Genomic DNA, 23,596 nt, shown 5'->3' with positions numbered 1-23,596 from the left:
GGCCGCTCCTCTGCATTGCAAAGGAGCGGCCTGGACCTGACTGGAGGTCAGCTGTTATCGACAACCACAGTAAAGCTGCGGGTTACTTTCCCTCCGGCAGGAATATCCACCTTCAGCGTGGCTATCCCCTGATTCTGGGCGGGAGGAAGACTGTCGATGATGATCCGCCGTCCACCAACACGTTCCGTAATCTCAGCACGCACGGAGCGGGTCTTGCTGCTCTCCAGCAGGTAAGTGACCTTGTAAGTCGTGCGGTTGACATTGCCCTTGGCGTCGCGGGCCTGGTTAAGGGTCTGCACAGTGCGGGTGTAGGCCACGTCAGGGTCCTGACCGAGGGTAAATTCCACCATACCGCCTTTACGGGTCTCACCAATGTTCGTCTGACCAACGATACGTCCCTCTTCCCGAACAGTGATAGGTCCCCCTGGAAGCCGGTCATCTGCCTTAAAACGGTAAAAGCGGCTTAGCGTTCCTTCCTGTGCCTCTGGACTAAAAAAGGTGTTGAGGCCAACGTAACGGTCGAAGCTGGTCAGTTTAGGGTTCAGGAAGGGCAGCGTGACCACACTGTTGGCAGGCAGCCTGAAAGCGGTGGACAAAGTGTATTTATACAGACCGCGCAGATCCCCACTGCTGACGATTTTGGGGGCAGACGTGACCCGAGCAGCAGAATCCATAGCTTCGCTCTGCATCATCGGAGCAGGGGGAGGGTATCCCCCGCCCTGCACATTGACGTCTCCGGCGTAGAGTTCAGTGTTTTTCACCTCGTAGGGCAGGTCTGTACCGTTGCGGATATCGGCCAGAGCCGCAAGCTGAGCTCCGGCGTCGCTGGCCTTCAGGGTGTAACGAGGTTGCCAGCTCACGCTGCGCGTCAGGTAGCTCAGCGTGCCGCTGCCTGCCTTTGCAAGGTTGAAGACCAGGCTCTGTGACGGGCTGAGTGGATTGCTGGGAGGCAGAACGTCAAACTGCAACTGGTTGAATTGCACCGTGAAGTAGCGGCCAGCACTATCCCGCACCAGCAGATCGCGGGCCCGGATCAGTGTGACCGGCTCGGTGCGATTTCCTTCACGCATGAGATACACGGTTTTGCCTTCCAGGGTGGCCAACCAGTTGGGTTCCAGGTTCTGAAGGGCACTGATAAAGGCCAGACCCTCCAGGTCCAGGCTCCCGGGGATGACTCCTGCCCAGGCTTCCTGCGGCAGAGCGACGCTTAGAGTTGTGCCCGAAGCGGTCACTGGTTCCCGCACTTCCGTGAAGCTGGGGTAGACGCGCAGATCAGTAGCCACAGCACCTCCAAGGCTCAGGGCAGCAGCAAGTGATAGTAGGTGTCGCATAAAGTCAGCTTGCGCCACGTCCCCTGATGAAGTGTGAGAAGATGACCATTTGAATCAACAGTTAGTCACCAAAGAAAACCGCCCATACGCTCGTATGGACGGTTCTCATGGTGCAGGAACGATCAGAGAATATCGTCGCGGATGCAGGCTTTGAAGTGATCGGGCGCGACCTCACGCAGCTCCGGAACGATGTTGGCGCAGTCGGCAATGGCATAGCGGCAGCGGGTCCGGAACACGCAACCCGAAGGCGGATTGATCGGGCTGGGAATGTCGCCTTCCAGGATGATGCGCTGACGCTTGATCGTGGGATCAGGCACCGGCGCCGCCGACAGCAGGGCCTCGGTGTAAGGGTGCTTGGGATTGCGGTTGAGCTCGCGGCTGGGCGCAATCTCCATGATGCGGCCCAGGTACATCACGATCATGCGGTCGCAGATGTACTCCACAACGTGCAGGTCGTGGGCAATAAACAGCACGGTCAGGCCCAGTTCTTCCTGCAGGTCCTGAATCAGGTTGACCACCTGCGCCTGAATCGAAACGTCCAGTGCCGAAACCGGCTCGTCTGCCACGATAAAGCTGGGGTCAACGGCCAGCGCGCGCGCAATACCGATACGCTGACGCTGACCTCCGGAGAACTCGTGCGGGTAGCGGCCCATGTGCTCGGGGCGCAGACCGACGCGCTGCAGCAACTCGGCGATGCGGTCGATACGCTCGCGTCCCGGGTGCAGGTTGTGGATCTGCATGGCCTCACCGATGATGTCACTGACCGTCATTCGGGGGTTCAGGCTGGCAAACGGGTCCTGGAAAATGATCTGCATCTCACGGCGGTAGTCGCGCATCTGCCCTTTGGAGAGCTTGGTGATGTCGGTGCCGTTGAAGATGACCTGTCCGCCGGTCGGCTCAACCAGACGCAGAATGGCGCGGCCAGCGGTGGTTTTGCCCGACCCGGACTCACCGACCAGGCCGACCACTTCGCCGCGACCGACCTTGAAGCTGATGTCGTTGACGGCCTTGACGTTGCCGACCACCCGCGACATCAGGCCGCCGCGGATCGGGAAGTACTTCTCCAGGTGCTGGACATCCAGCAGCGTCTGTCCAGTCGCTGCCATGGCGCTGCGGTCACGGGCCACGCTTGGGCTCAAAGGGGTAGCAGTCATGCGGTGACCTCCGTCTGAACCTTCTCGAATTCGCGCCAGCGAATGCAACGGGCAGTGTGCCCGTGCCCGGTGTCCTCCAGGGGCGGCACAGCTGCACTGCACTCAGGAATAGCGAACTTGCAGCGCGGCTCGAAAGAGCAGCCCGGCGGCAGATTCAGGGGGTTGGGAACGTTGCCAGGGATAGCTTCCAGGCGGCCCTTGGGCGCGCCGGGCACATACTCGTGATCGCTGGGACGCGGAATGCTGTTCAGCAGGCCCATGGTGTAAGGATGGCGCGGGGCTTTGAAAATCTCGACCACGTCGCCTTCTTCCACCACACGGCCGCCGTACATCACGACGACGCGGTCCGCCATCTCCGCCACCACGCCCAGGTTATGGGTGATGAACAGGATGCTCATACCGATCTCGCGCTGCAGCTTGCGCATCAGGTCCAGGATCTGCGCCTGAATGGTCACGTCCAGCGCGGTGGTCGGCTCGTCAGCAATCAGCAGAGCCGGGTTACAAGACAGTGCCATGGCGATCATCACACGCTGACGCATGCCCCCGGACATCTGGTGCGGGTACTCGTGAACCCGTTTTTCGGGGGCAGGAATACCGACCAGACGCAACATATCGGTGGCCACGCCCAGAGCTTCTTTCTTGTTTTTGTTCTGGTGCAGGATCACCGCCTCGGCAATCTGATCACCGATGGTGTAGACCGGGTTGAGGCTGGTCATCGGCTCCTGGAAAATCATGCTGATGTCATTGCCACGGATCTGGCGCATCTCAGCTTCACTGATGTTTACCAGGTTCTTCTGCGTACCGCTTTTGTCGGTAAACAGAATCTCGCCTTCGACAATCTTGCCGGGTGGCATAGGAATCAGGCGCATGATCGACAGACTGGTCACGCTCTTGCCTGAACCCGATTCGCCCACAACGGCCAGCGTTTCGCCTTTGTTGATATGGAAGGTGACGCCGTCAACGCTTTTGACTACACCGTCGTCGGTGTAGAAATACGTTTTCAGGCCGTTCACCGCCAGCAATACTTCACCCTGATGGGTCATTCTTCCTCCATCTGCTGCTCATTGTGGGACACGCCCTGCATCATACAGGCTGACGAGAGCGTGACCCTGTTACGCCTCACTGACGCTTGCGGGGGTCGAAGGCGTCACGCAGCCCGTCGCCCAGAAGCTGAAAGCACATCACCGTAAATACGATGAAGAAGCCGGGAATCAGCACCCACGGACGTTGATTGATGCTGGCCAGACCGCCTTCCTGAGCCTGAGCGAGCAGGCTGCCCCAGGACACGTAGGGCTCGACGGCCCCGATTCCCAGGAAGCTCAATCCCGATTCCGTCAGGATGGCTCCCGGAATGGACAGACTCAGTCCAACAATGACGAACGTGGTCATTGTAGGGAGCATGTGCCGCCACATGATGCGTCCGTTACTTGCCCCCAGGGCCTGAGCCGCAGAAACAAAGTCCTGTTCCCGTACGCTCATCAGCTGGCCACGAACCGCGCGGGCCAGACCACCCCAGCTGATAAAAGCCAGCAGACCCAGAATCATGTACAGCGCCAGAATCGGATTGATGTCCTGGGGAAAGACGGAGCGCAGCAAGATCAGCAGGAACAGGTAGGGAATCGCCGCGATCACTTCCACAAGGCGCATCACCACGGTATCCACAAAGCCGCCGAAGAAGGCCGCCGCTGATCCCATCGCAAGTCCGATGAGGGTGCTGATCAATACAGCGCCCACACCGATCGTAAGGCTGATCTGCGAGGCATACATGGTCCGCGTAAACAGGTCACGCCCCAGAGCTTCGCCCCCAAACAGGTAGACGTTGCAATCCGGATTCTCCTGGCCGGTACCAAACAGGTGAATGTTTCCGGGAATCAGGCCGAGAATGCGGTAGCTGTCGCCGCGAACACCGAAAAAGATCGGGCATTTCTCAGCCGACGGCTTGTACTCGTTCACGAAGGTATCCATGTTGAGCTGTTGCGTGTACTTATACACGAAAGGCCGCCCAAAGGCTCCGCTTTCAGGGTCACGAATATGAACGGGAGTTGGAGGATGGTAACGGGTGATGTTTGACGTGGAATACGTAGAGAGGCCATCCGGAGCCACCACAGGCGCAAACACTGCCAGCAGATACATCAAGGTAAGCAGGAAGCCGCCGATCTGGGCCAGACGGTTTTTCCGGAACTGCCTCCAGGCCACCCCGAACTGGGACTGAGCCTTATTGGAGCGGACAGCAGGAACATTTGAGGGAACAGTCGTCATAGCGGTCTCCTCAGCCTACCTTCACGCGCGGGTCTACTACTGCAAGCAGCAGATCGCTCAGGGCATTCCCGATAATCAGCAGAACGGTTGTGATCATGGTAAATCCAGCAATGACATACAGATCCTGGGTATTGATGGCAGAGAGAAGCATGGGCGTGATGCCAGGGTAAGCGAACACCACTTCAGCAAAGCCCGCACCAGCAAACAGGCTGGGAAGGAGACCGCCGATGCCAGCGACAATAGGCAGGATGGCATTGCGGAAGGTGTGTTTCCAGATCGCAACGCGTTCAGTCACTCCCTTAGCCAGGGCGGTCCTGACATAGTCCGCACGCTGCACCTCAAGCATCTGACCACGAATCACGCGGGTAAGGCCAGCGGCGTCCGACACGGCAAGGACCGTGGCCGGGATCAGAATGTGCTTCAGGATATCCCAGACCTTACCCAGGGCCGACAACGTGTTGTGATTGTCGCTGGTCATTCCACCAATAGGAATATCCAGGCCCGTGGCATGCCTGACCTGAAGGATGAAGTAGATCACGAGCAGTGCCAGAAAGAAGCTGGGAAAACCCAGGAGGAAATACAGCACGACTCCGGTGCTGCGGTCCCCGAAGGAATTCTGACGCACTGCGCCGTACACGCCGAGCGGTATGGCAATGACATAAAACAGGACAAGATACAGGAGTACAAGGTAGAGAGAATTCACGATGCGCGGCCAGACGATGTTAAGTACTGGCTGCTGGTACTGGAACGACAGCCCAAAGTCGCCGGTGGCCATGTTGCGCATCCATACCAGGTACTGCTGCCACAGCGGGCGGTCCAGGCCGAAGTTTCGGGAGAGCGCTTCGAGTTGCTCAGGGGCAATGTTCGGGTTGAGCCGTGCTGGTGTCAGAAAGTCACCAGGAGCCAGCTGAATGACAAAAAAGATCAGCAGGCTGGAGAGAAAGAGTGTGGGGACGGCCTGGACCACCCGCCGCAGGATGAATGGGATCATGCTAGGTACCTCTGAGAGGTGACGAAAGAACCGGGCTCACATGGTTGGGGGGGCAGCCCGCTTTCGCAGGCCACCCCTCCTGAAGGTGTGGCGGGGTTACTTGATAAAGGTCAGGGCCAGTTCGCGGTCGCCGTAGTACGCGTCCAGGTGGGCTGCCGGGCGCTCACCGCCGACGCGCTCGTTCCAGGTGGCGTGGTAGTTACCGCCGACCAGGTAGATCACAGGCTGCAGCTCGCCTTCGGCCTGCATGATGCGGCCACCGATGGCGCGGCGCTTGGCGTCGTCAAACTCGGCGTCGCCTTGGTAGTACAGCTTGGTCATCAGCTGTTCCTGGCTGGTGGCGCAGGCGCCGTTAGTCGGGTTGTTGTAGCTGTGCAGGTTGGTACCGCAGGGAACGACGTTGCTGCCGAAGCTCCAGATGTTGCTGCCACCGGACAGACCCAGCAGGATGGCGTCGAAGGGACGGTTCTCGCCCTTGGCGGTCAGCTGGTTAACGAGGTTGTTGAAGTCAATGGGGGTGAAGTTAACCTTCACGCCGACCTTCTTGGCTTCGTCGGCAAAAATACGGCCGAGCTGCTCACGCACGGTGTTGCCGGCGTTGGTGCTGAGGTTGAACTCCAGGACCTTACCAGCCTTGTCGACCAGGAAGCCCTGAGCGTTCTTCTTGGTGTAACCCATCTGGGCCAGCAGCCTGGTGGCTTCACCGGGGTTGAAGGGGTACTTGGGAGCGTTGGCGCCAGCGGCCATCTGCTGCTTGAAGATCGGGTACACGCTGAAGTACGTCTCGGTGCCCAGACCACCCAGAGCGAGCTGAACCATGGCCTGACGGTTGGCGAGGTGGCTCATGGCGCGGCGGAAACGCACGTCGCGGAACAGCTTCTGCTTGGCAGGATCACTGGCCTTGTTCCAGTTGAAGACGATCCACTGGCTGGTGGCCTGGGGGCTGACGTTGGGCCTCAGGAAAGCCTTGAGGCTGCCTGCGTCCATGGCCTTCTTGATCTGGGCCAGGTCGTCGGCGTTACGCACGGCGACGGTATCGATCTGGCCGGACAGGTAAGCGGCGAGCGCCGCGTTCGCGTCGCCTACGATACGGTAGGAGGTACGGTCCAGGTAGGGCAGCTCGTTGCCACGGCTGTCCTGGTTCCAGTCACCCCAGTGTGGGTTCTTCTTCAGGACAGCACGCTCACCAGCACGCAGCGATTCCAGGACCCAAGCGCCAGGGCTCACGATCTCGCTGGGGTTGGTGCCCAGGGTCCACATCTTCTTGATGGCCTCAGCGCCGCCGGCACGGTAGGTCTTGCCGAAGACGTGGTCAGGCCAGGGGGTGAAGGCCATGCGGCTGTAAGCCTGAGAGCTGGGCTGAGGGAAGTCAAACTGCAGGGTGTAAGTGTCAATCTTCTTGATGGTGATGGGCTTCTTGTTCAGGAAGAAGCTGTCGAAGCTGTTGCTGCCGACCTTGTCATCCTTGTGGATCGTCATGGTGCTGACCCAGTCGTCGGCGGTGATGGCCTGACCATCACTGAATTTCATGCCCTGACGGATCTTGACCACAAAGCGCTTGTTATTGTTGCTGACAACAGGCTTGCCATCGGCCATATAGGGAATGAATTCGTCGTTGCGGGGATCCTGGAAGAACAGACCCGTGCCGTAGCCCATGCGGAGGGGCAGGCTGTTAGCTTCAACGCTCGTAAAAGGGTTCAGCGTCTTGTAATCAGTCAGGTTGTAGTTGCGGTATTCGCCACCGCGCTTTGGAGCGGTGTTCTGCTCAGCGGTCCAGGCGGCGGGCCACACAAAGGGTGCTGCGAGCGAGGTGCTGGCGGTCATGGCCAGCGCAAGAAGCAGGGCTTTTTTCATGGAGTCTCCTATAAGACTGGACCGTGTATAGCCAAAGGCAGCAGATGCCAGCCAAGGGGTCTACACGAGAGGGATTTCTGAGTTTCCAGCGTGGTCACTATATGAATTGGCCTAGGTTTGGTCAAGGGTTGCTCTTACGATCTGACCATGCTTACGGTGTTAGGTACTACAATTGTGGATTGGTTTGTTGCCGATCCTATGTTTGTCAGCTCCAGATATGACGACTGCCCGGCTCCACGATGAGCCGGGCAACACAGAATAAGGTGGTCTCAGCGAGAAATAAAGGAGATCAGGAGTGCAAGTAGCATGAAGAAGCCTCCCAGTACACTCGTGACCCGAATAAGGCCGCCTTCCACTCCCCGCCCCCCCAATAGGGAGCCGCCGGACGCCATACTGGCGGACAGACCAGCCTGTTTGGGCACCTGAAGCAATACGAAAAACACCAGTGCCAGGCAGATCAAGGCGAACAGAACAATAAATAGATTCAGGATCATGGGAACCTCTTCGGCGCTACCGGTAAGCTATGCCTCCGGCTTGCCCGTTTGACTTCTCACGGGGCACCATACAGCTTTCCACTATACACGGCAGCCAGACAAACCACGATCTGCTGAAGACCATTGGCGCGGGCTGCATATCAGAAGACCCGAAGCGCCGGCGTAGCGTGTCACGCCAGGAATTGCTGTCGTCACTGATAATTTTCTCAAGCGGACTGAATTTTGGTGCACACAATTCTTGAAGTGATCTGCCTTGGTGTTTGAAAAGCATATCAGCCGACCATAAAGGGTCAGGAGTGCCAGACAAATGAGCTCTGTTGCCAGAGGAAGTCTGCCGAAGCAACCACATTCAGCTGGTGCAAGGACAAGGCTGCCCTTGAAGCCAGACGCGAGCAGCATTTTCGGAAAGCCCTGCAAGATACAGGCGTAATGAGCGCGCAAGGCTTCCTGCCCGGCCGTCCTCTTGCGGCGCATGTAGCTACACACCTGCTTGCTAAGCGCGCTGCCCAAACTGCACTATCCACATGACGTGACTTCCCAGACCATGAAAAAGGGCACAGAGGAAGGCTTTTCAAACCTAACAGTCGCCTTCGGATTCTCTGACCCTCATGACCTGAGCCGAAGATCCTTCGGCTCAATCTGTAGCGGCAATCAGCCTGCCTGATTTTCTTTTCCTCTCCTCGATAAAAGCGAGCGCCCCGTCCAAGGACGAGGCGCTCTAATTTGGTGCCGGTGAGGGGACTCGAACCCCTACGGTTTCCCGTTCGATTTTGAGTCGAGTGCGTCTACCAATTCCGCCACACCGGCACGCCCGGGGAGCTTGCCGTGGAGAATGGTAGCGCGGGGACGGCCCGCGGTCAAACCTCAGCTCCAGGAGCCAACCCGATCCGGTGACCAATATCCCGGCGCATCTGCGCGCCAGGGAAATCGATCTGGTCGGCCAGCGAATAGGCCCCGCTCAGGGCTTCCTGAAGAGTAGTGGCGGTCGCAGTTACTGCCAGAACGCGGCCCCCATTGCTCCGCAGTACCTCACCGTCCTGACGGGTTCCTGCGTGAAAGATGGCTGTCCCGGATGGCTCGGGCGGCAGGGTAATAGGGATGTCACGCACAGGCTCGGCGGGATACCCCGGAGCCGCCAGAATCACCACGGCGCTGGCCCCACGCTGGAACTGCACGGCATCAGGGTCCAGCCGGCCCTGCGCTGCCTCCAGGGCATGCTGCGCGAGATCACTTGCCAGCAGCGGCAATACGGCCTCAGCCTCGGGATCACCGAACCGGGCGTTAAACTCCACCACCTTGGGGCCCTGGGGAGTAAGCATCAGTCCGGCGTAGAGCACACCACGGAACGGCACACCTTCTGCTTCCATGCCCCGGAGCGTCGGAATGATAATCGTCTCGCGGATCAGCGAGAGGGCGTCGTCAGGCACCGGGAATGGGCAGATCACACCCATGCCACCGGTCATCGGGCCGGTATCGCCCTCGTAAATGGTCTTGTGGTCCTGACTGGGAGGCGTCAGGGCATAGCGCACTCCGTCGGTCAGGGCCAGGATCGTGACTTCCTGCCCGGTCATGAAGTCTTCGATGACGGCCTTGGCCCCCGCCTCGCTGAAGATGTCTCTCAGGGCGGCTCCAGCCTCTTCGTGGCTGTGCGCAATAGTCACGCCCTTGCCTGCCTTGAGACCAGCATCTTTAACCACAATTGGTGTCCGCAGGCCACGCACGTGCGCCAGCGCGTCTTCAAGGTTGTCAAAAGTCAGGTGCTGAGCAGTAGGAATCCCATGCCTGGCCATGAAGGCCTTGCTCCAGGCCTTGTCTCCTTCGAGCCGGCTGGCCGCCTGGGTAGGGCCGAAGGCCGGAATGCCCAGCGCTGTGCAGGCATCCACCACTCCAGCAGCAAGGTAGGCCTCGGGACCGACGATCACCAGGTCCACGGCTTCCTGCTGCGCCAATCGGGCCAGGGAAGCAGCGTCCTGCGGGCTGTGTAGCACACGCGCCTGTCTGGCAATGCCGGGATTTGCCGGAGTACACAGCACTTCATGACCATGGCGGGTACACGCCGCCACGATGGCGTGCTCACGGCCGCCGCCGCCGATCACCAGAACGCGCATCAGGCGTCTCCCCTTCCGCTGCGGACGGACTGCCGCTGCCAGTAACGCATCAGGCCCTGCACACTCATCCAGGGCGGGCAGGCAAATTCATAGCGGGCGGGCAGGTGAATACCCTCGGCCGCCAGCTCGGCCATCAGGACCTCGGTGTATTCCTCGGAGATGGCCTCGAACGACTGGCCCCGCTCCATTCCCTCCCGTATCCGGCTGGCGTCGAGCTCCATGTTGTTAAGCAGTCCGTCCCAGTGGGCAGCCTCCTGAGGATGGGCACCGAAATGGGTCAGCTGCAGCGTACGGGCGTCGAGGACGCGCAAGGTCGAAATGCTCTGTTTCCAGTCATCAAGCTGAATATCTGGCGGAGGGGTAGGCGCACGCGGCGTCTGCCGGGGGTCCAGCCGGACACCGCCTACGTCTCCGACAAACAGGTCGTCTCCGATGTGATAGGCCACGTGATGCACGGCGTGCCCCGGGGTGTACAGCACCCGGGCCTCGGCCCGCCCCAGACGCAATGTCTGCCCGTCCTCCAGGGGAGTCAGGCGGTCCTGATCAACCGGCTGCATCACGCCCCACAGGCGGTCCATCTGGTCGCCGTAAATCTGGGTGGCGCTGGCGACCAGCCGTTCCGGGCTCACAAGATGACCTGCTCCGCGTCCGTGAACGTAGACCCTGGCCCGGGGCACGCGGGCCAGCACGGTACCCGCCGCCCCCGCATGATCAAAGTGAATATGCGTCAACAGAACGTGCCGGACATCGCTGAGCTCAGCCCCCAGGGTATTCAGACCAGCTTCGAGAGCGTCCAGCGTGCTGCCAGGGCCCGGATCGACAAGAGCCAGGCCATCACCGGTATCCAGGACATGGGCCGCAATGACGCCCGGGGTCTCCTGAAAGTGCAGGTCAATCAATTGCGGCCCGTTCATGCACGACCCATCAGGCGCGCCAGTGCCAGCAGCAGCGCCGCAAGGTACTGAACAGCTGCGAACATCCGGATGACCCGGATATTCTCTGCCGTCTTCAATGGACCGAACGACAGCGCGAGTATCAGGGTCGCACTGAGCAGAATGAAAACCACCACCAGCCAAAGAACCATGCCCAGGAGTGTAGCAATCCACATTCCGGCGGCCAGGCACCTTGACTGTCACGGCAGAGGTGTCGGGCGCCGGCCTAAATCGGCGGACGGGCGCTGAGCCGGATCATGGCGTCCCAGCTGTCAGGCTGCTGCGGATCATCGAGCGCCGCCTTGTTGCGCCCGGTAAATCCGCATCTGACGCACTGGTGCACGATCAACCAGCCTTTCTTGCCACTCTGCTCCACAGCGACCGGCTGCATCAGCCCGTGGCAGGTGCTGGCCCGGTCTCCCGGATTGATATCGACATGTTTGCTATGAAGGCACTCGGGGCAATGGTTGCGGACACTGCCGTTCTGAAGCGGCTGAACCTCAGCGCCGCAGTGTCCACAGGCGAAGGCATTGTTGGTACCCTGCACCATGAACCGGCGCCCACCAGTCTCAGGCCCCCCGGTCACGGGCGGCTCCGGGCTGGGGTGCTCCTGCGGCGCGCAGCCCAGCGGCTGTCGAGGAATGACCGGATGCTGGGAATGGCGACCAGACAGCAGGCCAGCAGCAGAAATCCGATTCCGGCTGCACTCACCAGCCAGCCCATCCAGGAGTTTGCACCAGCCAGCATGCCGACCACGAACACCACCAGGCCGGTAAAAATGCTGAACGACACGGTCAGGCGCCAGGCCCACACGCTGCCGCGCCAGACCAGGACCAGTAATACCGCAGTGGCGCAGGTGTACAGGACATTCTGAGCAAAAAGAGTGGTCTCACCCTGCAACAGCCGACCCAGGAAGGGGGTGCTTGACAGGGTAAACAAGCCCCACAACACCACCAGTGTCGGGATCCGGCCAGCGTCTGCCAGAGCCGGATCGAAGGGACTGTCCGGTCCGGACGCCGGTTGTGGAGCTGATGGAGACTTTTGAGGCGTCACCCGTCTATTTCAGCACGGCCTTGCCCCGGGCAGCGGGACGAATCTCACCAGCCATGCGCCGGTGGTGCGCTCAGGGGCGCAGCCACGACGGAAGGCTTAGCGGACGGCTCCGGCCCCACTCGAACTCGAAGGTCCGCTGCCCGGCCTCCAGAGCAGCCGGGTCACTGGTCGCCAGGGTGTATTCATTCAGGCCCCGGTCACCGAAGGAGGAAAAATGCAGGTTCTGGCTGCCGACGGTCAGCATCTGCCCGTCGATCAGGGCGGCCTTGGAATGCAGTCCACCGTCGGTCCCGGACCAGCGCGCCTGCACGTGATGCTGAAGGCCCAGAGGTCTGAGGGCGGCCTGAACGCCAGCCAGGAAGGCCAGCGTCTCCAGTTGCAGGGCGGGGTCGTGGTCCACCACCAACCGGACCTGTACACCCCGCTCGCGCACGGCACCGATGATGGCCTGCCACACCGGCAGGTGCTCAGCGGGAAAGGGACAGCCGCCGGGAGCCAGCAGGCTCAGGCTGCAGCGCAGGGTCCCGCTGACCTGCGACTGCATCAGGTCGATGCGGGTCCGGGCCGCTCCGAGCAGGGCAGTCATGGCGTCGTCTGCCCCGTTGTACCCGGAGCGGCGGTAAAGCCCGTACACCCGGGACGACCCCACTGGAGTGGGTGGACTGGACCAGATCAGCGTAAAGGGTTGCGCCTGGGTCCCCAGCGCACAACTCTGCAGGGTGGCGGGCGTCACGCCCTCCGGGCATTGCAACGTCCGGCTGAGCAGCCAGGCATCGCGGAATGCTGCTACTGCGTGCCGGGCCACCGGGCCGCGCACCCGCAGGGCGAGGTCAGTCAGGTCGCGGCCTCCGCGTGTGCGCAGCGGCACATGAAACCAGCTGATGTTGTAGCCTCCGGCAGACACCTCCTCACCGTCCACGATCAGCAGCTTGGCGTGGTCATGCGGCGCAAAATAGGCGTAATTTGCGATTTCCAGGTGCCAGCCGGGCACAGGGTCGCCGGCCAGTGGAACGCCAGCCAGCAGCAGGTGTCTTGCGGCGCTGTAGGCACTGGATTCAGGGTTCAGCAGGCTGTCCAGGCGCACGGAGTTGCCCAGCAGAAGCCGCACGCTCACTCCCTGTGGATAGCGTTCCGGGTGGTCGCGAACGTCCCGTCTCAGGTCCGCGATCGCCTGGGCAATCAGCGCACCGGGGGCGGGCGTGGTGCGCCCGGGCTGATCATCGTCCCAGATCATGTTCTCCAGCAGCACTTCCCGCCGTGCTCCACGGATGGAATCTGCCAGCACCGCGAAAGCTCCCAAGGGGCCACTGGCCTGCGAGGGGTTGAGAGGCCCGGCGTCCGGAAAGTGCACCAGCGACGCAAACGCATTGCCACAGCTCAGCGCAGCTCCTTCGCCGTCCAGATGGTCGTACAGGATGCGGTCCAGCGGAGCTTCAGGCCTGGGGCAGGGGCTCACCACCCCCAGGCCGTCAAGGGCAAGTCGATTGGGCGCAGGCAGAGGGTCGAGGGGCACCTGAAAGGCACCTATCCCGGCGCTGCGAATTTCAGAAGGAAAAGTGGCCCGCGCGCTGGCTTCTGTCCAACAGCCCAGCATGGACGCCCACACCAGGATTCGCCAGCAACGCGAAATCAGGTGTGAGCAGCGGAACAGCATGGCGATCAGCCTAGTGGGCAGCCTTGAACGGGCACCTTCACACTTCCTGCTAGCCTGCCCTCATGACCAGCATGAAGGTGATCAGCGTGAATGTGGGGCAACCTACAGCCCTGCAGGTGGGCAACCGCACCAAGGTCACCGGCATCGTCAAACACGCGGTGCCGGGCCGGGTGCGCGTCACCCCTGCCGGGCTCGAAGGTGACCGGGTCATGGACCGCCGCTACCACGGGGGCGCGGATCAGGCGGTGTATGTGTATACCCGCGAGGACTATGACGCCTGGGCCGAGCGAATGGGCGCTGAGCAGATTCCGGGAACCTTTGGCGAAAATCTGGTGGTCAGCGGCCTGGAATCCGCTCAGGTGCGGGTGGGCGACCGGTTGGAGTTACGTCGCCTGGACGGCGAGGCCGTCGTGCTGGAAGTCACGGCACCCCGAATCCCCTGCGACACCCTGGGTGCTCACATGGCTGACGCGGGTTTCGTGAAGCGGTTTGCCCAGGAACGCCGGCCCGGCTTCTACACCCGGGTTCTGGCCGGGGGCACCGTTGGGCGCGGTGACGCCGTCACCTATCTTCCAGGCGATCCACTGGCGCCGACGGTAGGCGACCTGTTCGATATGGTGTATGCCAAGGCACCGGAGGCGGAGCTCCTCGAGTCCTATCTCACCTTTCCGGTGGCAGAACGGTTTCGTAAAGACATCAAGGAGCGGCTGACCAGCCTGCGCCAGTAAGTTTAGGAAGCAGGGCCCGCACAACTTAACGTGCGGGCCCTGCTTTTCTTGTTCAGGCGCGAAGTTTCTCCCCGTAGTATTGCCTCAGCTTGGCGACCTTCGGTGCTATGACCGCCCGGCAGTAACCGTCATTCGGGTTATTGGCGTAGTAGTCCTGGTGATAGGCCTCGGCCACGAAAAATTCAGAGGCCGGTTCGATGGTGGTCACGATCGGCGCCTCGAAAATGTTCTGAGCGTTCAGGTCGGCAATCATCTCACGGGTCTCGCGTTCCTGCTCCGGGGTCAGCGGAAACACAGCGCTGCGGTACTGCGTCCCCACGTCGGCGCCCTGCCGATTGAGCGTGGTGGGGTCGTGCGTTGCAAAAAACAGCCCCAGCAGGTCGCGGAAGCTCACCTGGGCCGGGTCGAAGGTCACCCTCACGGCCTCGGCATAACCGGTCGTGCCACTGCATACGCTGCGGTAGTCCGGCCGCGCCGTATGGCCGCCGATATAGCCGCTTTCTACCTTATGAACCCCACGCAGGTCCTTCATCACGGCCTCGGTGCACCAGAAACAGCCCCCGGCGAGAATAGCCTGCTGCATGCCCTGCATTGCGGTGTCGGTCATGGCGGCATTCTGGCGTCTGCAGAACACGCGCACCCCGCAGGCCTCACCATTGACGCGCAGACATTAATGAACCAGGAAGAGGCGGGCCGCCACCAGCAGCACAATCAGGGCGTACATGCCCTTCACGAAACCGCTGCCGCGCAGCATAGCCATGCGGGCGCCCAGGGCCGCTCCCAGGGCGTTCGCCACCCCCATGGGCAGGCCGATCCACCAGACCATCTGCCCGCCGACCAGGAAAAAGAGGAAGGCGCCCAGATTGGTGGCAAAGTTGATGGTGCGGGCGTTGCCACTGGAACGGACCAGGTTGAAGCCCACCAGCGCGAACAGGAACATCAGGAACGTGCCGGTGCCGGGGCCAAGGAAGCCGTCATAGAGACCGATCACAAACGCACCCGGCAGGGTCAGGGCCAGGACACGGGTGGTCAGCCCCGGAAACCGGTCTTCCATACCAAAGCGCTTGTTGACCAGTACCAGCGCGCCCACGCCCAGAATCACTATTCCCACCAGCGTCCGAAAGGCGTCGGGGTCGATGAAATGTACCAGGTAGGCACCCAGCGCACTTCCCGCCAGCGCCAGCGGGATCAGCCGCACCACCAGGTCACGGTCCACATGGCCCTTGCGCCAGTACTGCACGGTGGCGCTGCCCGAGCCGAAAATGGCCAGCAGTTTGTTGGTGGCCACCGCCTGCGCGGGGCTCAGCCCCATAAAAAACAGCGTAGGAAGCGTGATGGTGCCGCCACCACCTGCAACAGCGTCAATAAATCCAGCCAGAAAGGCAAGTGGAAGACCGTAGAGAAGCACTTCGGGGCCGGGCACGACCAGGACTGTAGCAGGCTCCCGGCGCCGGGTTGCCGCACCAGCATGGCCGTGTCTGGCCTGCCAGCAGCAGAAGGCGAAAAACGCGTGCTAGCCTCGCCATATGAGTGACCGTGCCGTGCCCGCAACCCCTCCGCCCCTGTTCGATACGGCGGTGGTCGCAGGCGTGGGGCTGATCGGGGGCAGTGTGGCGCTTGGCCTGCGTCAGCGGTTCCTGGCGCGCCGTGTGGTCGGCCTGGACGCCAGCATGGATGTGCTGCGCGAGGCCGAGGCCCTTGGCGTAGTGGACGAGGTTCGTATCAGTCCTGGCGAGTGGCTGCGCGAGGCGGACCTGGTTGTTCTGGCAGCTCCCATGCGCGCTCTGGAACCGCTGGCCCGTGAGCTGGCGCCCTTCCTGAATCCCGCCGCCCTGGTCACTGATGTGGGCAGCGTCAAGAGCGGTATCGCAGCCGAGATGGAGCGGCTGGGTGTGCGCCATTTTGTGCCCGGTCACCCCATGGCTGGCAGTGAACGCGGCGGCGTAGTGCACGCCCGCGCCGCACTGTTGGAAAACGCCGTATGGGTGCTGACCCCCACCGACCACACGCCGCTGACCGCACTGAGCCGGGCACGCACGCTGGTCGAGCATCTGGGAGCTGCTCCTGTGGTGATGCCACCCGCAGCGCATGATGACCTGGTCGCCACCATCAGCCATCTGCCCTACCTGGCAAGTCTGGCCCTGACCCATATGGTGGCGCGAGACGAACGTCTGAGCCTGCTGGCAGCGGGGGGCTTCCGCGATCTGACCCGGGTGGCCAGTGGGGATCCGCGCATGAGCCGCGACATGATCGTGGAAAACAAGGAGGCGCTGCGCTGCGCACTCGAGCGCTTCCGGCGGCAGCTCGAACGCCTGGAGGCGGACCTCGACGAACCTGAAGAACTGCTGGCCGCTGCCTACGAGGGCAAGCGCACACGCGACAGCCTGCCGGTGGTCAAACGCAGCCTGCTGCCGCAGAAACACGACCTGGTGGTCGCCGTGCCGGACAGGCCGAACCAGATTGGAGCAGTAACCCAGGCCTTAGGGGCAGAAGGCGTCAATATCAAGGACATCGAGGTGCTGGCCATCCGTGAGGAGGGCGGCGCGCTGCGGCTCGGGTTGGAAAGCCCCGAGGAAGTGCAGCGCGCCGCCGGGATCCTGACCGGGGCAGGCTTTGAGGTGAGAGGCCGGTCCTGAGTCACCGGGGTTTCACCTTACGGTCCCTCTGACGTGGCATGCTCGGGCGATGTGTGTCTTTTGCGCGGCAGGTCTCTATGACTGACGCTTCTTCCCCACCTTCCGCCACGGACACAGCGGCCGCTTCTGACCGCCTGAGTGCCATAGATGTGTTCCGGGGCCTGACCATCCTGGAGGTGGTCGGCCACCATGCCAGTGGCATGGCGCTCCGGCACGCTACCCCCGGCAGCCTCACCCACGACGCGCTGACGATATTGAACCGCAGCCTGCATTTCGCTGTGCCGGCCTTCGTGTTTCTGTCGTGCGTGGTTCTGACCAACAGCCTGCTGAGGCGCTTCAACCCGGGGCAGTACTACTGGCGGCGCCTGACCCGGGGCGGCTGGCCGTACCTCCTGTGGAGCGTGCTGTATATCCTCTGGTATGTCTGGACCGGCCAGCGCGACGCTGCCAGCCTCGAAGATCCCCAGAGGTGGTGGACCTGGCTGGCGTACGGCAAGGGCAGTTATCATCTGTATTTCCTGCTGGTCGCACTGGAGGTCTATCTGGTGCTGCCTCTGCTGCTTCCCCTGGCGCGCCGCCGGCCTAGCGTCAGTGTTGCGCTGCTCGCTGGACTGGCCGCTCAGATTGGAGCTTATTTCCTGAACAAGGAAGTGCTGCACCTGCAGTTCCCGGCCAGCACTGCATTCTGGTATGTCCTGCCCATCACCCTGGGTGTCGCCGTGGGCGCACGCTTCGGGGAGTTCGAGGACTGGTGGCGGCGGCGGCGCGTCATTCTGCTGCCGCTGCTGGCAGCCGCGTACGCCCTGTACCTGCCGGTGGCCCTGGCCTACGTACGTGGAGAAAGAGTCACGCCGCTGATTTACAGCACGCTGAGCTGGACATTTACGGCGCTGGTGGCTCTGGCCCTGATGGGGCTTGCCCACCGGCTGCAGCGTGGGCCTGACAGGGTGCGGGTTGCGGTCGCGACCCTGGGCACGGTCAGTCTTCAGATCTACCTGCTGCATCCGGCGGTCCTTCAGGCCCTGGAATTATGGCGGGCACCGCTCGGCCCACCCGCTCTCATGCTGGCGCAGGTTGTCATCTATGCCCTGGTCGCACTGCTGGTCCCGGCCATCCTCGGACGCGCCCTGCTGCGTACCCGCCTCAGCACCTGGGTGTTTGGCCGCTGAGACCGCTGTCATCCCGTCAGGCCACCGTCAGACGAACCGCGCTACAGTACGCGCCAGTGCAACTTTCGCGACGATCTCTGCTTCTGACTCTGCTGGTGGCCTGGACGCCCCTGAACGCCCAGGCGGCCACTGCCACTACTTCGCCCCCTCCAGCGGTTCAGGCTGCTCCAGCCGGAACCACCCGGACTGCCCAACCACTGGACGTGCTGGGCGTCCGGTCATACCTGCTGGTGCCGGACCGCTGTCAGGTCACCTCCTGCCCGCTGGTCATCATCTCGCACCCCCGGGCCCAGGACGCTGACCGGATGGTCCGCAGCTCCGGAATCCTGACCCTCAGCGAAAGCCTGCTCAAGGCCCGCTTTGCCGTACTGATCAGCGGTGACGGAGGCCCCACCACCTGGGGCAGCCCGGACGCCCTGACCCAGGTGGCCCAGACACAGTTCGAAGCTACGGGACGTTTCAAGTGGAACAGCCGCACCTATGCCGTCGGCTTCAGCATGGGGGGCTTGATGGCGCTGCGCAGCGCCCTGCCGGGCAGCCCTTACACAGTCCATGGCCTGGCCCTCGTCGATGCCTGGGCCGACCTGCGGGGCGCCTGGGGCACAGCAACCAGCCGCCGGAACGAGATCAGCGCTGCTTACCGCCTGACCGGCCCACCTCCAACGGATCTGGACCCGCTGCATCAGGCGCATCTGGCGCCCATGCTGCCGCTGTTCGTGGCGGGAAGCCCCGATGACGCCACGGTTCCCCTGCACTCCAACAGTGAGCGGCTGTATGCTCTGGCCCAGCCGGAGCTCAGTGAGTTCGTGACCCTCAGTGGACCGCACCTCGGTGCCAACCGGTTCTCCCAGGACATGGCACGGCGCATCACCTCCTTTTTCCAGAGGCTTGAACTGGGCACGACGGCACGCAAACACTGAGTCCCCAAAAAGGGGGGCTGGGCACATGCATGTGCCCAGCCCCCTTTCCTTATGCTGCCTTACATCGCGGCGGGAACCTCAATGCCGATCAGGTCCAGCGTTTCCTCGAAGGCGCGGCGCAGGCGACCGACCAGCGCGAGGCGGGCTTCGCGCAGGCCGGGCTCGGACTGAAGCACATTCGTGGCCGGTTTGCCCTGCCGGTCTTTGGCATTGAACCAGGCATTGAAAGCCGTCGCCAGGTCCAGCGCGTACTGGGCCACCACGTGCGGAGAGTGGACTCGCACGCTCTGAGCGACCACTTCAGGAAGGCGGGCCACCATCTTGGCCAGGGCCAGGTCCACATCCGGCAGCGCGTCCCAGTCGGCGCCGCTGCCGTTAATGTTGTGCCCGGCCTCCTGGGCCTTGCGCAGAATGCTGGCGGCACGGACAGCGGCGTACTGCACGTAGGGCGCGGTATCGCCGTTCAGGGCCAGGGCCTGCTCCCAGCGGAAGTCGATTTTGCGGGTGGGTTCGGCCTTCAACATGGCAAAGCGGATTGCACCGATACCGATTCGCCGGGCAATCTCGGCCGCGTCCTCGCGGGCAGCCAGATCCGGGTTGAGTTCGGTCAGGGCCGCGAGCGCACGCTTCTCGGCCTCGTCCATGGCGTCGTCAGCGCTCACGGCAATGCCCTTGCGGCCACTGATGGTCTGTCCTTCCAGAGTCACGAAGGCGTAGGACAGGTGAATACTGCGGTCCTTCTTCTCGTACTGGCCCGCAACCCCCAGGCTGGAGCGCACCACCGTCTGCGGGTGATCCTGACGCGAGTCGATCACATTGATGACCTCGTCGGCGTGGCCGAAGCGGCGCTGCACGTCGGGCTCCCCGTCCGGAGCACTGGTCCACACGGTGTTGCCGTCGGGATCAGTCATGAACGGTTTGAATTTCATTCCCTCGAACAGACCGAACTTCCAGAACTGATACCCGATGTCCTTGGCGGCATACATGGCCGTGCCGTCGGAACGCACCAGCACCACATTGGATTCTTCCAGACCTGGCATGAACTCGGAGACGTCCATCACAAAGGCGCCGGCGTACTTCCCCTCGGTTGGCCTGGACGTGTAGCGGCTGCTCTCCAGGATGTTCATGGCCTGCGTCAGGAAACCACTGCCGACCACGTCCGACTCCCAGTTGAGCAGATCGTAGCGGGCGCCCAGGCGGAAGCAGGTTTGCAGGTGCGCAGTCACGACCTTCTCGACCTCTCCGCGCAAAACGCCGGCTTCCAGGCGGTGCATGATCGCGCTGATGCCCTCTTCCAGGTCGGGTTTGGCGGGGTCGGCATTCAGGCGAACGTACCCTTCTCCCAGCCAGTGGTCGTACTTCTGAGTTCCGTCCCACTCCCGGTGGTAATGGTTGATAGCAAACAGGGCCTCGGCGGCCTGGCGCCCGGTGTCATCGATGTAGTTCTGAACCTCCACGGTGTGGCCGGCGGCACGGAAGATGCGCGCCATGCTGTCGCCCAGCACCACGTTGCGCAGGTGGCCCACATGCAGTTCCTTGTTGGGGTTGACGCTGGTGTGCTCAATAACCACCTTGCCGCCCAGAGACGGCATGACAAAGGGATTTTCCACCACGTCGCGCACGAACATCGCCGTGTCCAGGAAGAAGTTCAGGAACGGCCCGGCCGCTTCCACACGCTTGATGCCCGTGGGCAGCTGCACCGTCTGGGCCAGCTGAGCAGCAATCTGGGCCGGGTTTCCACCGGCGCTCTTCGCCATCTGAAACGCCGCTGGGGTGCCGTAATCGCCCGGCTTGGAAGCCGGGGTGTCCTGAATAGCTGCGTCCACCGGTATGCCCATGCTCTGGGCGGCAGCCTCCACAGCAGCTTTGAGTTGTGCCTTCAAGTCCATAGTCAGAGAGTCTATCGGGAATGGGGCGTGCGGGCAGCACCTGTCGGCCAGTCGGCCACTTCCGCTGAGCATCTGGGAAAGGAAAAACAAATCCAGTCGGGCCGTTGAGCGAACCAGCGCGGAGATTTGAATGGGCACGTTGCCGTATATCCGCGAACTGCTGAAACCGTCATGAAAGCGCCGGGGCAATGTGGAAACTATGGAAGACCAGCGCCCCAGGACTGAGACTGGACGCCGCACCGCCCCGCAATTGCCCAATTTCTGCCGCATGTCCACGCGATCTGTGAACCTCTGCCAAGGGTAAACCTCCCCGGAAGATGTACTGACCATGGTGTGGCGCAGCCGCTCATCCGGCGCCTCTACGCTCGGAGACATGAACCGTCTGGCATCCGAATCCAGCCCGTATCTTCTGCAGCACAAGGACAACCCGGTGAACTGGTGGCCCTGGAGCCCCGAGGCGTTCGCTGAAGCCCGGCAGCGTGACCTGCCGGTGCTGCTGTCGGTGGGATACAGCACCTGCCACTGGTGTCATGTCATGGCTCACGAGTCGTTTGAGGACGAGGCGACCGCAGCCCAGATGAACGAGCACTTCGTGTGCGTCAAGGTGGATCGTGAGGAACGGCCGGACGTGGACGCGGTGTACATGACAGCCACGCAGGCCATGACCGGGCAGGGCGGCTGGCCCATGACCGTCTTTCTGACCCCGGACGGCGAACCGTTTTACGCTGGCACATACTTTCCGCCTCAGGACGGCTACGGCCTGCCCAGCTTCCGGCGCCTGCTGGCCAGTATCGCCAACGCCTGGCAGAACGACCGCGAAAAGCTGACCGGGAATGCCCGGGCGCTGACCGATCACATCCGCGAGGCCAGCCGGCCCCGGCCATCGCAGGGGGACCTTCCGGCCGGTTTTCTTCAGCAGGCTCCGGATAAACTCCGAAGGGTGTTTGACGCGGACCTGGGCGGATTTGGTGGCGCGCCCAAGTTCCCGGCCCCGACCTTGCTGGAGTTCCTGCTGACCCGCCCCGAGGGACGTGACATGGCGCTGCATACCCTGAGGCGTATGGCGGCTGGGGGCATCTACGATCAGCTCGGCGGCGGCTTCCACCGGTACAGCGTGGACGAGCGCTGGCTGGTGCCTCATTTCGAGAAGATGCTGTATGACAACGCGCAGTTGACCCGTGTTCTGGTGCAGGCCTACCAGCATACGGACGACGAGGATTTCGCCCGTCTGGCGCGGGAAACGCTGACCTATCTGGAGCGCGAGATGCTCTCCCCTGCCGGCGGGTTCTACAGCGCCCAGGACGCCGATACACCCACCGACCACGGCGGTGTGGAAGGGCTGACCTTCACGTGGACCCCGGCTGAAATCCGGGCGGTGCTGGGCGGCGATTCTGCCCTGATCGAGCGGGTCTACGGTGTGACCGACCAGGGCAACTTCCTTGATCCGCACCGCCGGGAGTACGGCAGCCGGAACGTGCTGCACCTGCCGACGCCGCTGGAGCAACTGGCCCGCGACCTGGGCGAAGATCCCCAGGCCTTCCACAGCCGCGTGGATCAGGCTCGCGCGCGGCTGCTGGAGGCACGTGAGCAGCGAACCCAGCCGGGTACCGACGACAAGGTGCTGACCTCCTGGAACGGACTGGCGCTGGCAGCCTTCGCCGATGCCGCACGTGTGCTCGGAGAGCCCCGCTACCTTGAAATCGCCCGTCAGAACGCTGAATTTGTCAGGCGTGAACTCAGGCTGCCGGATGGCACGCTGCGGCACACCTTCAAAGACGGGCAGGCCAGGGTCGAGGGTCTGCTGGAGGACCACGCGCTGTATGGCCTGGGCCTGGTGGCTCTGTTTCAGGCTGGCGGTGATCTGGGTCACCTGGAGTGGGCCCGGGAACTCTGGACCCTGGTCCGCCGGGACTTCTGGGACGAGGATGCTGGGGTCTTCCATTCCACAGGAGGCCAGGCGGAGCCCCTGCTGTCGCGCCAGGTGCAGGGTTTCGACTCGGCGGTCCTGTCGGACAATGCGGCGGCGGCCCTGCTGGGGCTGTGGATGCACCGCTACTTTGCAGACCAGGAGGCCGAGGCCATCGCCCGGCGCACGGTGCAGAGTTTCCGCACCGACATGCAGGCGGCTCCGTCGGGATTCGGCGGCCTGTGGCGGGCGGCTGCATTCCTGCACGCCGGACATACCGAAGTCGCCATTCTTGGCACAGCCGCCGAGAGGGCGCCCCTGGAACGGGTGGCGGCCCGCTTTCCGCTGCCCTTTACCGCGCTCGCCTTTACCGAGCCTGGAGGCAACCTGCCCGTGCTCGAAGGGCGCCGCGGCGGAGGAACAGCCTACGTCTGCGTGAATCATGCCTGTCAGCTGCCCACGCAGGCGCCAGAGGAACTGGCGAGGCAGCTCGGAAGCCTCCGGACTGAATGAAAAAG

21 protein-coding genes and 1 tRNA gene are annotated in these 23,596 nt (G+C 62.5%); 5 read left to right on the top strand and 17 right to left on the bottom strand.

The window, feature by feature from the left end; all coding sequences use genetic code 11:
- Window positions 1-47: 47 nt before the first annotated feature.
- The 14 genes from DEIDE_RS06365 to DEIDE_RS06300 form a co-directional block, all read right to left on the bottom strand.
- A complete protein-coding gene (locus DEIDE_RS06365) occupies window positions 48-1,331 on the bottom strand; it encodes a DUF4139 domain-containing protein (RefSeq protein WP_041227467.1) in 1,284 nt (427 codons plus the stop codon).
- Between the two features lie 122 nt (window positions 1,332-1,453).
- Entirely contained in the window at window positions 1,454-2,485 is a 1,032-nt protein-coding gene (locus DEIDE_RS06360) for an ABC transporter ATP-binding protein (RefSeq protein WP_012693131.1), read from the bottom strand.
- Window positions 2,482-3,528 (bottom strand): ABC transporter ATP-binding protein, encoded by a 1,047-nt coding sequence (locus tag DEIDE_RS06355; RefSeq protein WP_012693130.1) that lies wholly within the window; start codon window positions 3,526-3,528, stop codon window positions 2,482-2,484. The genes DEIDE_RS06360 and DEIDE_RS06355 overlap by 4 nt, the downstream gene beginning before the upstream one ends.
- A gap of 76 nt (window positions 3,529-3,604) precedes the next feature.
- Window positions 3,605-4,744, bottom strand: coding sequence for an ABC transporter permease (locus DEIDE_RS06350; RefSeq protein WP_012693129.1), 1,140 nt, complete (start codon window positions 4,742-4,744; stop codon window positions 3,605-3,607).
- Between the two features lie 10 nt (window positions 4,745-4,754).
- Window positions 4,755-5,735, bottom strand: a complete 981-nt coding sequence (locus tag DEIDE_RS06345) for an ABC transporter permease (protein ID WP_012693128.1) — start codon at window positions 5,733-5,735, stop codon at window positions 4,755-4,757.
- 96 nt (window positions 5,736-5,831) lie between these two features.
- The gene (locus tag DEIDE_RS06340; RefSeq protein ID WP_012693127.1) at window positions 5,832-7,589 is read right to left on the bottom strand and encodes an ABC transporter substrate-binding protein; all 1,758 of its coding nucleotides are present in this window, start codon (window positions 7,587-7,589) and stop codon (window positions 5,832-5,834) included.
- Window positions 7,590-7,858: 269 nt separating this feature from the next.
- Window positions 7,859-8,083, bottom strand: a complete 225-nt coding sequence (gene secG, locus DEIDE_RS06335) for a preprotein translocase subunit SecG (RefSeq protein WP_012693126.1) — start codon at window positions 8,081-8,083, stop codon at window positions 7,859-7,861.
- A gap of 724 nt (window positions 8,084-8,807) precedes the next feature.
- Window positions 8,808-8,890 (bottom strand) — tRNA-Leu (locus DEIDE_RS06330).
- A gap of 50 nt (window positions 8,891-8,940) precedes the next feature.
- Complete coding sequence (purD, locus tag DEIDE_RS06325) at window positions 8,941-10,191, bottom strand: phosphoribosylamine--glycine ligase (protein ID WP_012693124.1); 1,251 nt, start codon at window positions 10,189-10,191, stop codon at window positions 8,941-8,943.
- Window positions 10,191-11,105 (bottom strand): MBL fold metallo-hydrolase, encoded by a 915-nt coding sequence (locus DEIDE_RS06320; RefSeq protein WP_012693123.1) that lies wholly within the window; start codon window positions 11,103-11,105, stop codon window positions 10,191-10,193. Before DEIDE_RS06320 ends, purD begins: the two co-directional genes overlap by 1 nt.
- Window positions 11,102-11,275: a hypothetical protein gene (locus DEIDE_RS19365; protein WP_193589562.1), complete on the bottom strand. Its 174-nt coding sequence runs from the start codon at window positions 11,273-11,275 to the stop codon at window positions 11,102-11,104. The genes DEIDE_RS06320 and DEIDE_RS19365 overlap by 4 nt, the downstream gene beginning before the upstream one ends.
- A 74-nt stretch (window positions 11,276-11,349) precedes the next feature.
- Window positions 11,350-11,673 carry an RNHCP domain-containing protein gene (locus DEIDE_RS06310; RefSeq protein ID WP_049760512.1) on the bottom strand — a complete coding sequence of 108 codons (324 nt, stop codon included), beginning with the start codon at window positions 11,671-11,673 and terminating at the stop codon, window positions 11,350-11,352.
- 32 nt (window positions 11,674-11,705) lie between these two features.
- Window positions 11,706-12,176 (bottom strand): hypothetical protein, encoded by a 471-nt coding sequence (locus DEIDE_RS06305; protein ID WP_012693120.1) that lies wholly within the window; start codon window positions 12,174-12,176, stop codon window positions 11,706-11,708.
- Window positions 12,177-12,246: 70 nt separating this feature from the next.
- Complete coding sequence (locus DEIDE_RS06300) at window positions 12,247-13,689, bottom strand: phospholipase D-like domain-containing protein (protein ID WP_242402966.1); 1,443 nt, start codon at window positions 13,687-13,689, stop codon at window positions 12,247-12,249.
- A 203-nt stretch (window positions 13,690-13,892) separates the two neighbouring features.
- Here DEIDE_RS06300 and DEIDE_RS06295 point away from each other — a divergent pair, with 203 nt between their 5' ends.
- Window positions 13,893-14,558, top strand: a complete 666-nt coding sequence (locus tag DEIDE_RS06295) for an MOSC domain-containing protein (RefSeq protein ID WP_012693118.1) — start codon at window positions 13,893-13,895, stop codon at window positions 14,556-14,558.
- Between the two features lie 52 nt (window positions 14,559-14,610).
- Here DEIDE_RS06295 and msrA read toward each other — a convergent pair whose 3' ends face one another.
- Window positions 14,611-15,165, bottom strand: coding sequence for a peptide-methionine (S)-S-oxide reductase MsrA (gene msrA, locus DEIDE_RS06290; RefSeq protein ID WP_041227141.1), 555 nt, complete (start codon window positions 15,163-15,165; stop codon window positions 14,611-14,613).
- 63 nt (window positions 15,166-15,228) lie between these two features.
- Entirely contained in the window at window positions 15,229-15,981 is a 753-nt protein-coding gene (locus DEIDE_RS06285) for a TSUP family transporter (RefSeq protein ID WP_012693116.1), read from the bottom strand.
- Window positions 15,982-16,084: 103 nt separating this feature from the next.
- Between DEIDE_RS06285 and DEIDE_RS06280 the strand changes: the two genes are divergently transcribed.
- The 3 genes from DEIDE_RS06280 to DEIDE_RS06270 all read left to right on the top strand — a co-directional run bounded on the left by DEIDE_RS06280 (window position 16,085) and on the right by DEIDE_RS06270 (window position 19,283).
- Window positions 16,085-17,194 carry a prephenate dehydrogenase gene (locus DEIDE_RS06280; RefSeq protein ID WP_012693115.1) on the top strand — a complete coding sequence of 370 codons (1,110 nt, stop codon included), beginning with the start codon at window positions 16,085-16,087 and terminating at the stop codon, window positions 17,192-17,194.
- Window positions 17,195-17,271: 77 nt separating this feature from the next.
- Entirely contained in the window at window positions 17,272-18,363 is a 1,092-nt protein-coding gene (locus tag DEIDE_RS06275; protein ID WP_041227140.1) for an acyltransferase, read from the top strand.
- A 56-nt stretch (window positions 18,364-18,419) separates the two neighbouring features.
- Complete coding sequence (locus DEIDE_RS06270) at window positions 18,420-19,283, top strand: alpha/beta hydrolase family protein (protein WP_012693113.1); 864 nt, start codon at window positions 18,420-18,422, stop codon at window positions 19,281-19,283.
- Window positions 19,284-19,342: 59 nt separating this feature from the next.
- Here DEIDE_RS06270 and DEIDE_RS06265 read toward each other — a convergent pair whose 3' ends face one another.
- Window positions 19,343-21,172 carry an arginine--tRNA ligase gene (locus DEIDE_RS06265; RefSeq protein ID WP_012693112.1) on the bottom strand — a complete coding sequence of 610 codons (1,830 nt, stop codon included), beginning with the start codon at window positions 21,170-21,172 and terminating at the stop codon, window positions 19,343-19,345.
- Window positions 21,173-21,545: 373 nt separating this feature from the next.
- Here DEIDE_RS06265 and DEIDE_RS06260 point away from each other — a divergent pair, with 373 nt between their 5' ends.
- The gene (locus DEIDE_RS06260; protein ID WP_041227463.1) at window positions 21,546-23,591 is read left to right on the top strand and encodes a thioredoxin domain-containing protein; all 2,046 of its coding nucleotides are present in this window, start codon (window positions 21,546-21,548) and stop codon (window positions 23,589-23,591) included.
- Window positions 23,592-23,596: the final 5 nt, after the last annotated feature.

The organism is Deinococcus deserti VCD115, from assembly GCF_000020685.1.
In the GTDB taxonomy this organism is placed as follows: Bacteria; Deinococcota; Deinococci; order Deinococcales; family Deinococcaceae; genus Deinococcus; species Deinococcus deserti.
Note: the sequence above shows the minus strand (reverse complement) of the source record. Positions and strands in the feature narration are given on the sequence as shown.

Bases quoted from the DNA above. Each gene is read 5' to 3' on its own strand.
- DEIDE_RS06280 (WP_012693115.1), top strand. From the start codon at position 16,085: ATGAGTGACCGTGCCGTGCCCGCAACCCCTCCGCCCCTGTTCGATACG.
- DEIDE_RS06350 (WP_012693129.1), bottom strand. From the start codon at position 4,744: ATGACGACTGTTCCCTCAAATGTTCCTGCTGTCCGCTCCAATAAGGCT.
- DEIDE_RS06340 (WP_012693127.1), bottom strand. From the start codon at position 7,589: ATGAAAAAAGCCCTGCTTCTTGCGCTGGCCATGACCGCCAGCACCTCG.
- DEIDE_RS06345 (WP_012693128.1), bottom strand. From the start codon at position 5,735: ATGATCCCATTCATCCTGCGGCGGGTGGTCCAGGCCGTCCCCACACTC.
- DEIDE_RS06265 (WP_012693112.1), bottom strand. From the start codon at position 21,172: ATGGACTTGAAGGCACAACTCAAAGCTGCTGTGGAGGCTGCCGCCCAG.
- msrA (WP_041227141.1), bottom strand. From the start codon at position 15,165: ATGACCGACACCGCAATGCAGGGCATGCAGCAGGCTATTCTCGCCGGG.
- DEIDE_RS06320 (WP_012693123.1), bottom strand. From the start codon at position 11,105: ATGAACGGGCCGCAATTGATTGACCTGCACTTTCAGGAGACCCCGGGC.
- DEIDE_RS06355 (WP_012693130.1), bottom strand. From the start codon at position 3,528: ATGACCCATCAGGGTGAAGTATTGCTGGCGGTGAACGGCCTGAAAACG.
- DEIDE_RS06275 (WP_041227140.1), top strand. From the start codon at position 17,272: ATGACTGACGCTTCTTCCCCACCTTCCGCCACGGACACAGCGGCCGCT.
- purD (WP_012693124.1), bottom strand. From the start codon at position 10,191: ATGCGCGTTCTGGTGATCGGCGGCGGCGGCCGTGAGCACGCCATCGTG.
- DEIDE_RS06365 (WP_041227467.1), bottom strand. From the start codon at position 1,331: ATGCGACACCTACTATCACTTGCTGCTGCCCTGAGCCTTGGAGGTGCT.
- DEIDE_RS06310 (WP_049760512.1), bottom strand. From the start codon at position 11,673: ATGGTGCAGGGTACCAACAATGCCTTCGCCTGTGGACACTGCGGCGCT.
- DEIDE_RS19365 (WP_193589562.1), bottom strand. From the start codon at position 11,275: ATGGTTCTTTGGCTGGTGGTGGTTTTCATTCTGCTCAGTGCGACCCTG.
- DEIDE_RS06295 (WP_012693118.1), top strand. From the start codon at position 13,893: ATGACCAGCATGAAGGTGATCAGCGTGAATGTGGGGCAACCTACAGCC.
- secG (WP_012693126.1), bottom strand. From the start codon at position 8,083: ATGATCCTGAATCTATTTATTGTTCTGTTCGCCTTGATCTGCCTGGCA.
- DEIDE_RS06260 (WP_041227463.1), top strand. From the start codon at position 21,546: ATGAACCGTCTGGCATCCGAATCCAGCCCGTATCTTCTGCAGCACAAG.
- DEIDE_RS06360 (WP_012693131.1), bottom strand. From the start codon at position 2,485: ATGACTGCTACCCCTTTGAGCCCAAGCGTGGCCCGTGACCGCAGCGCC.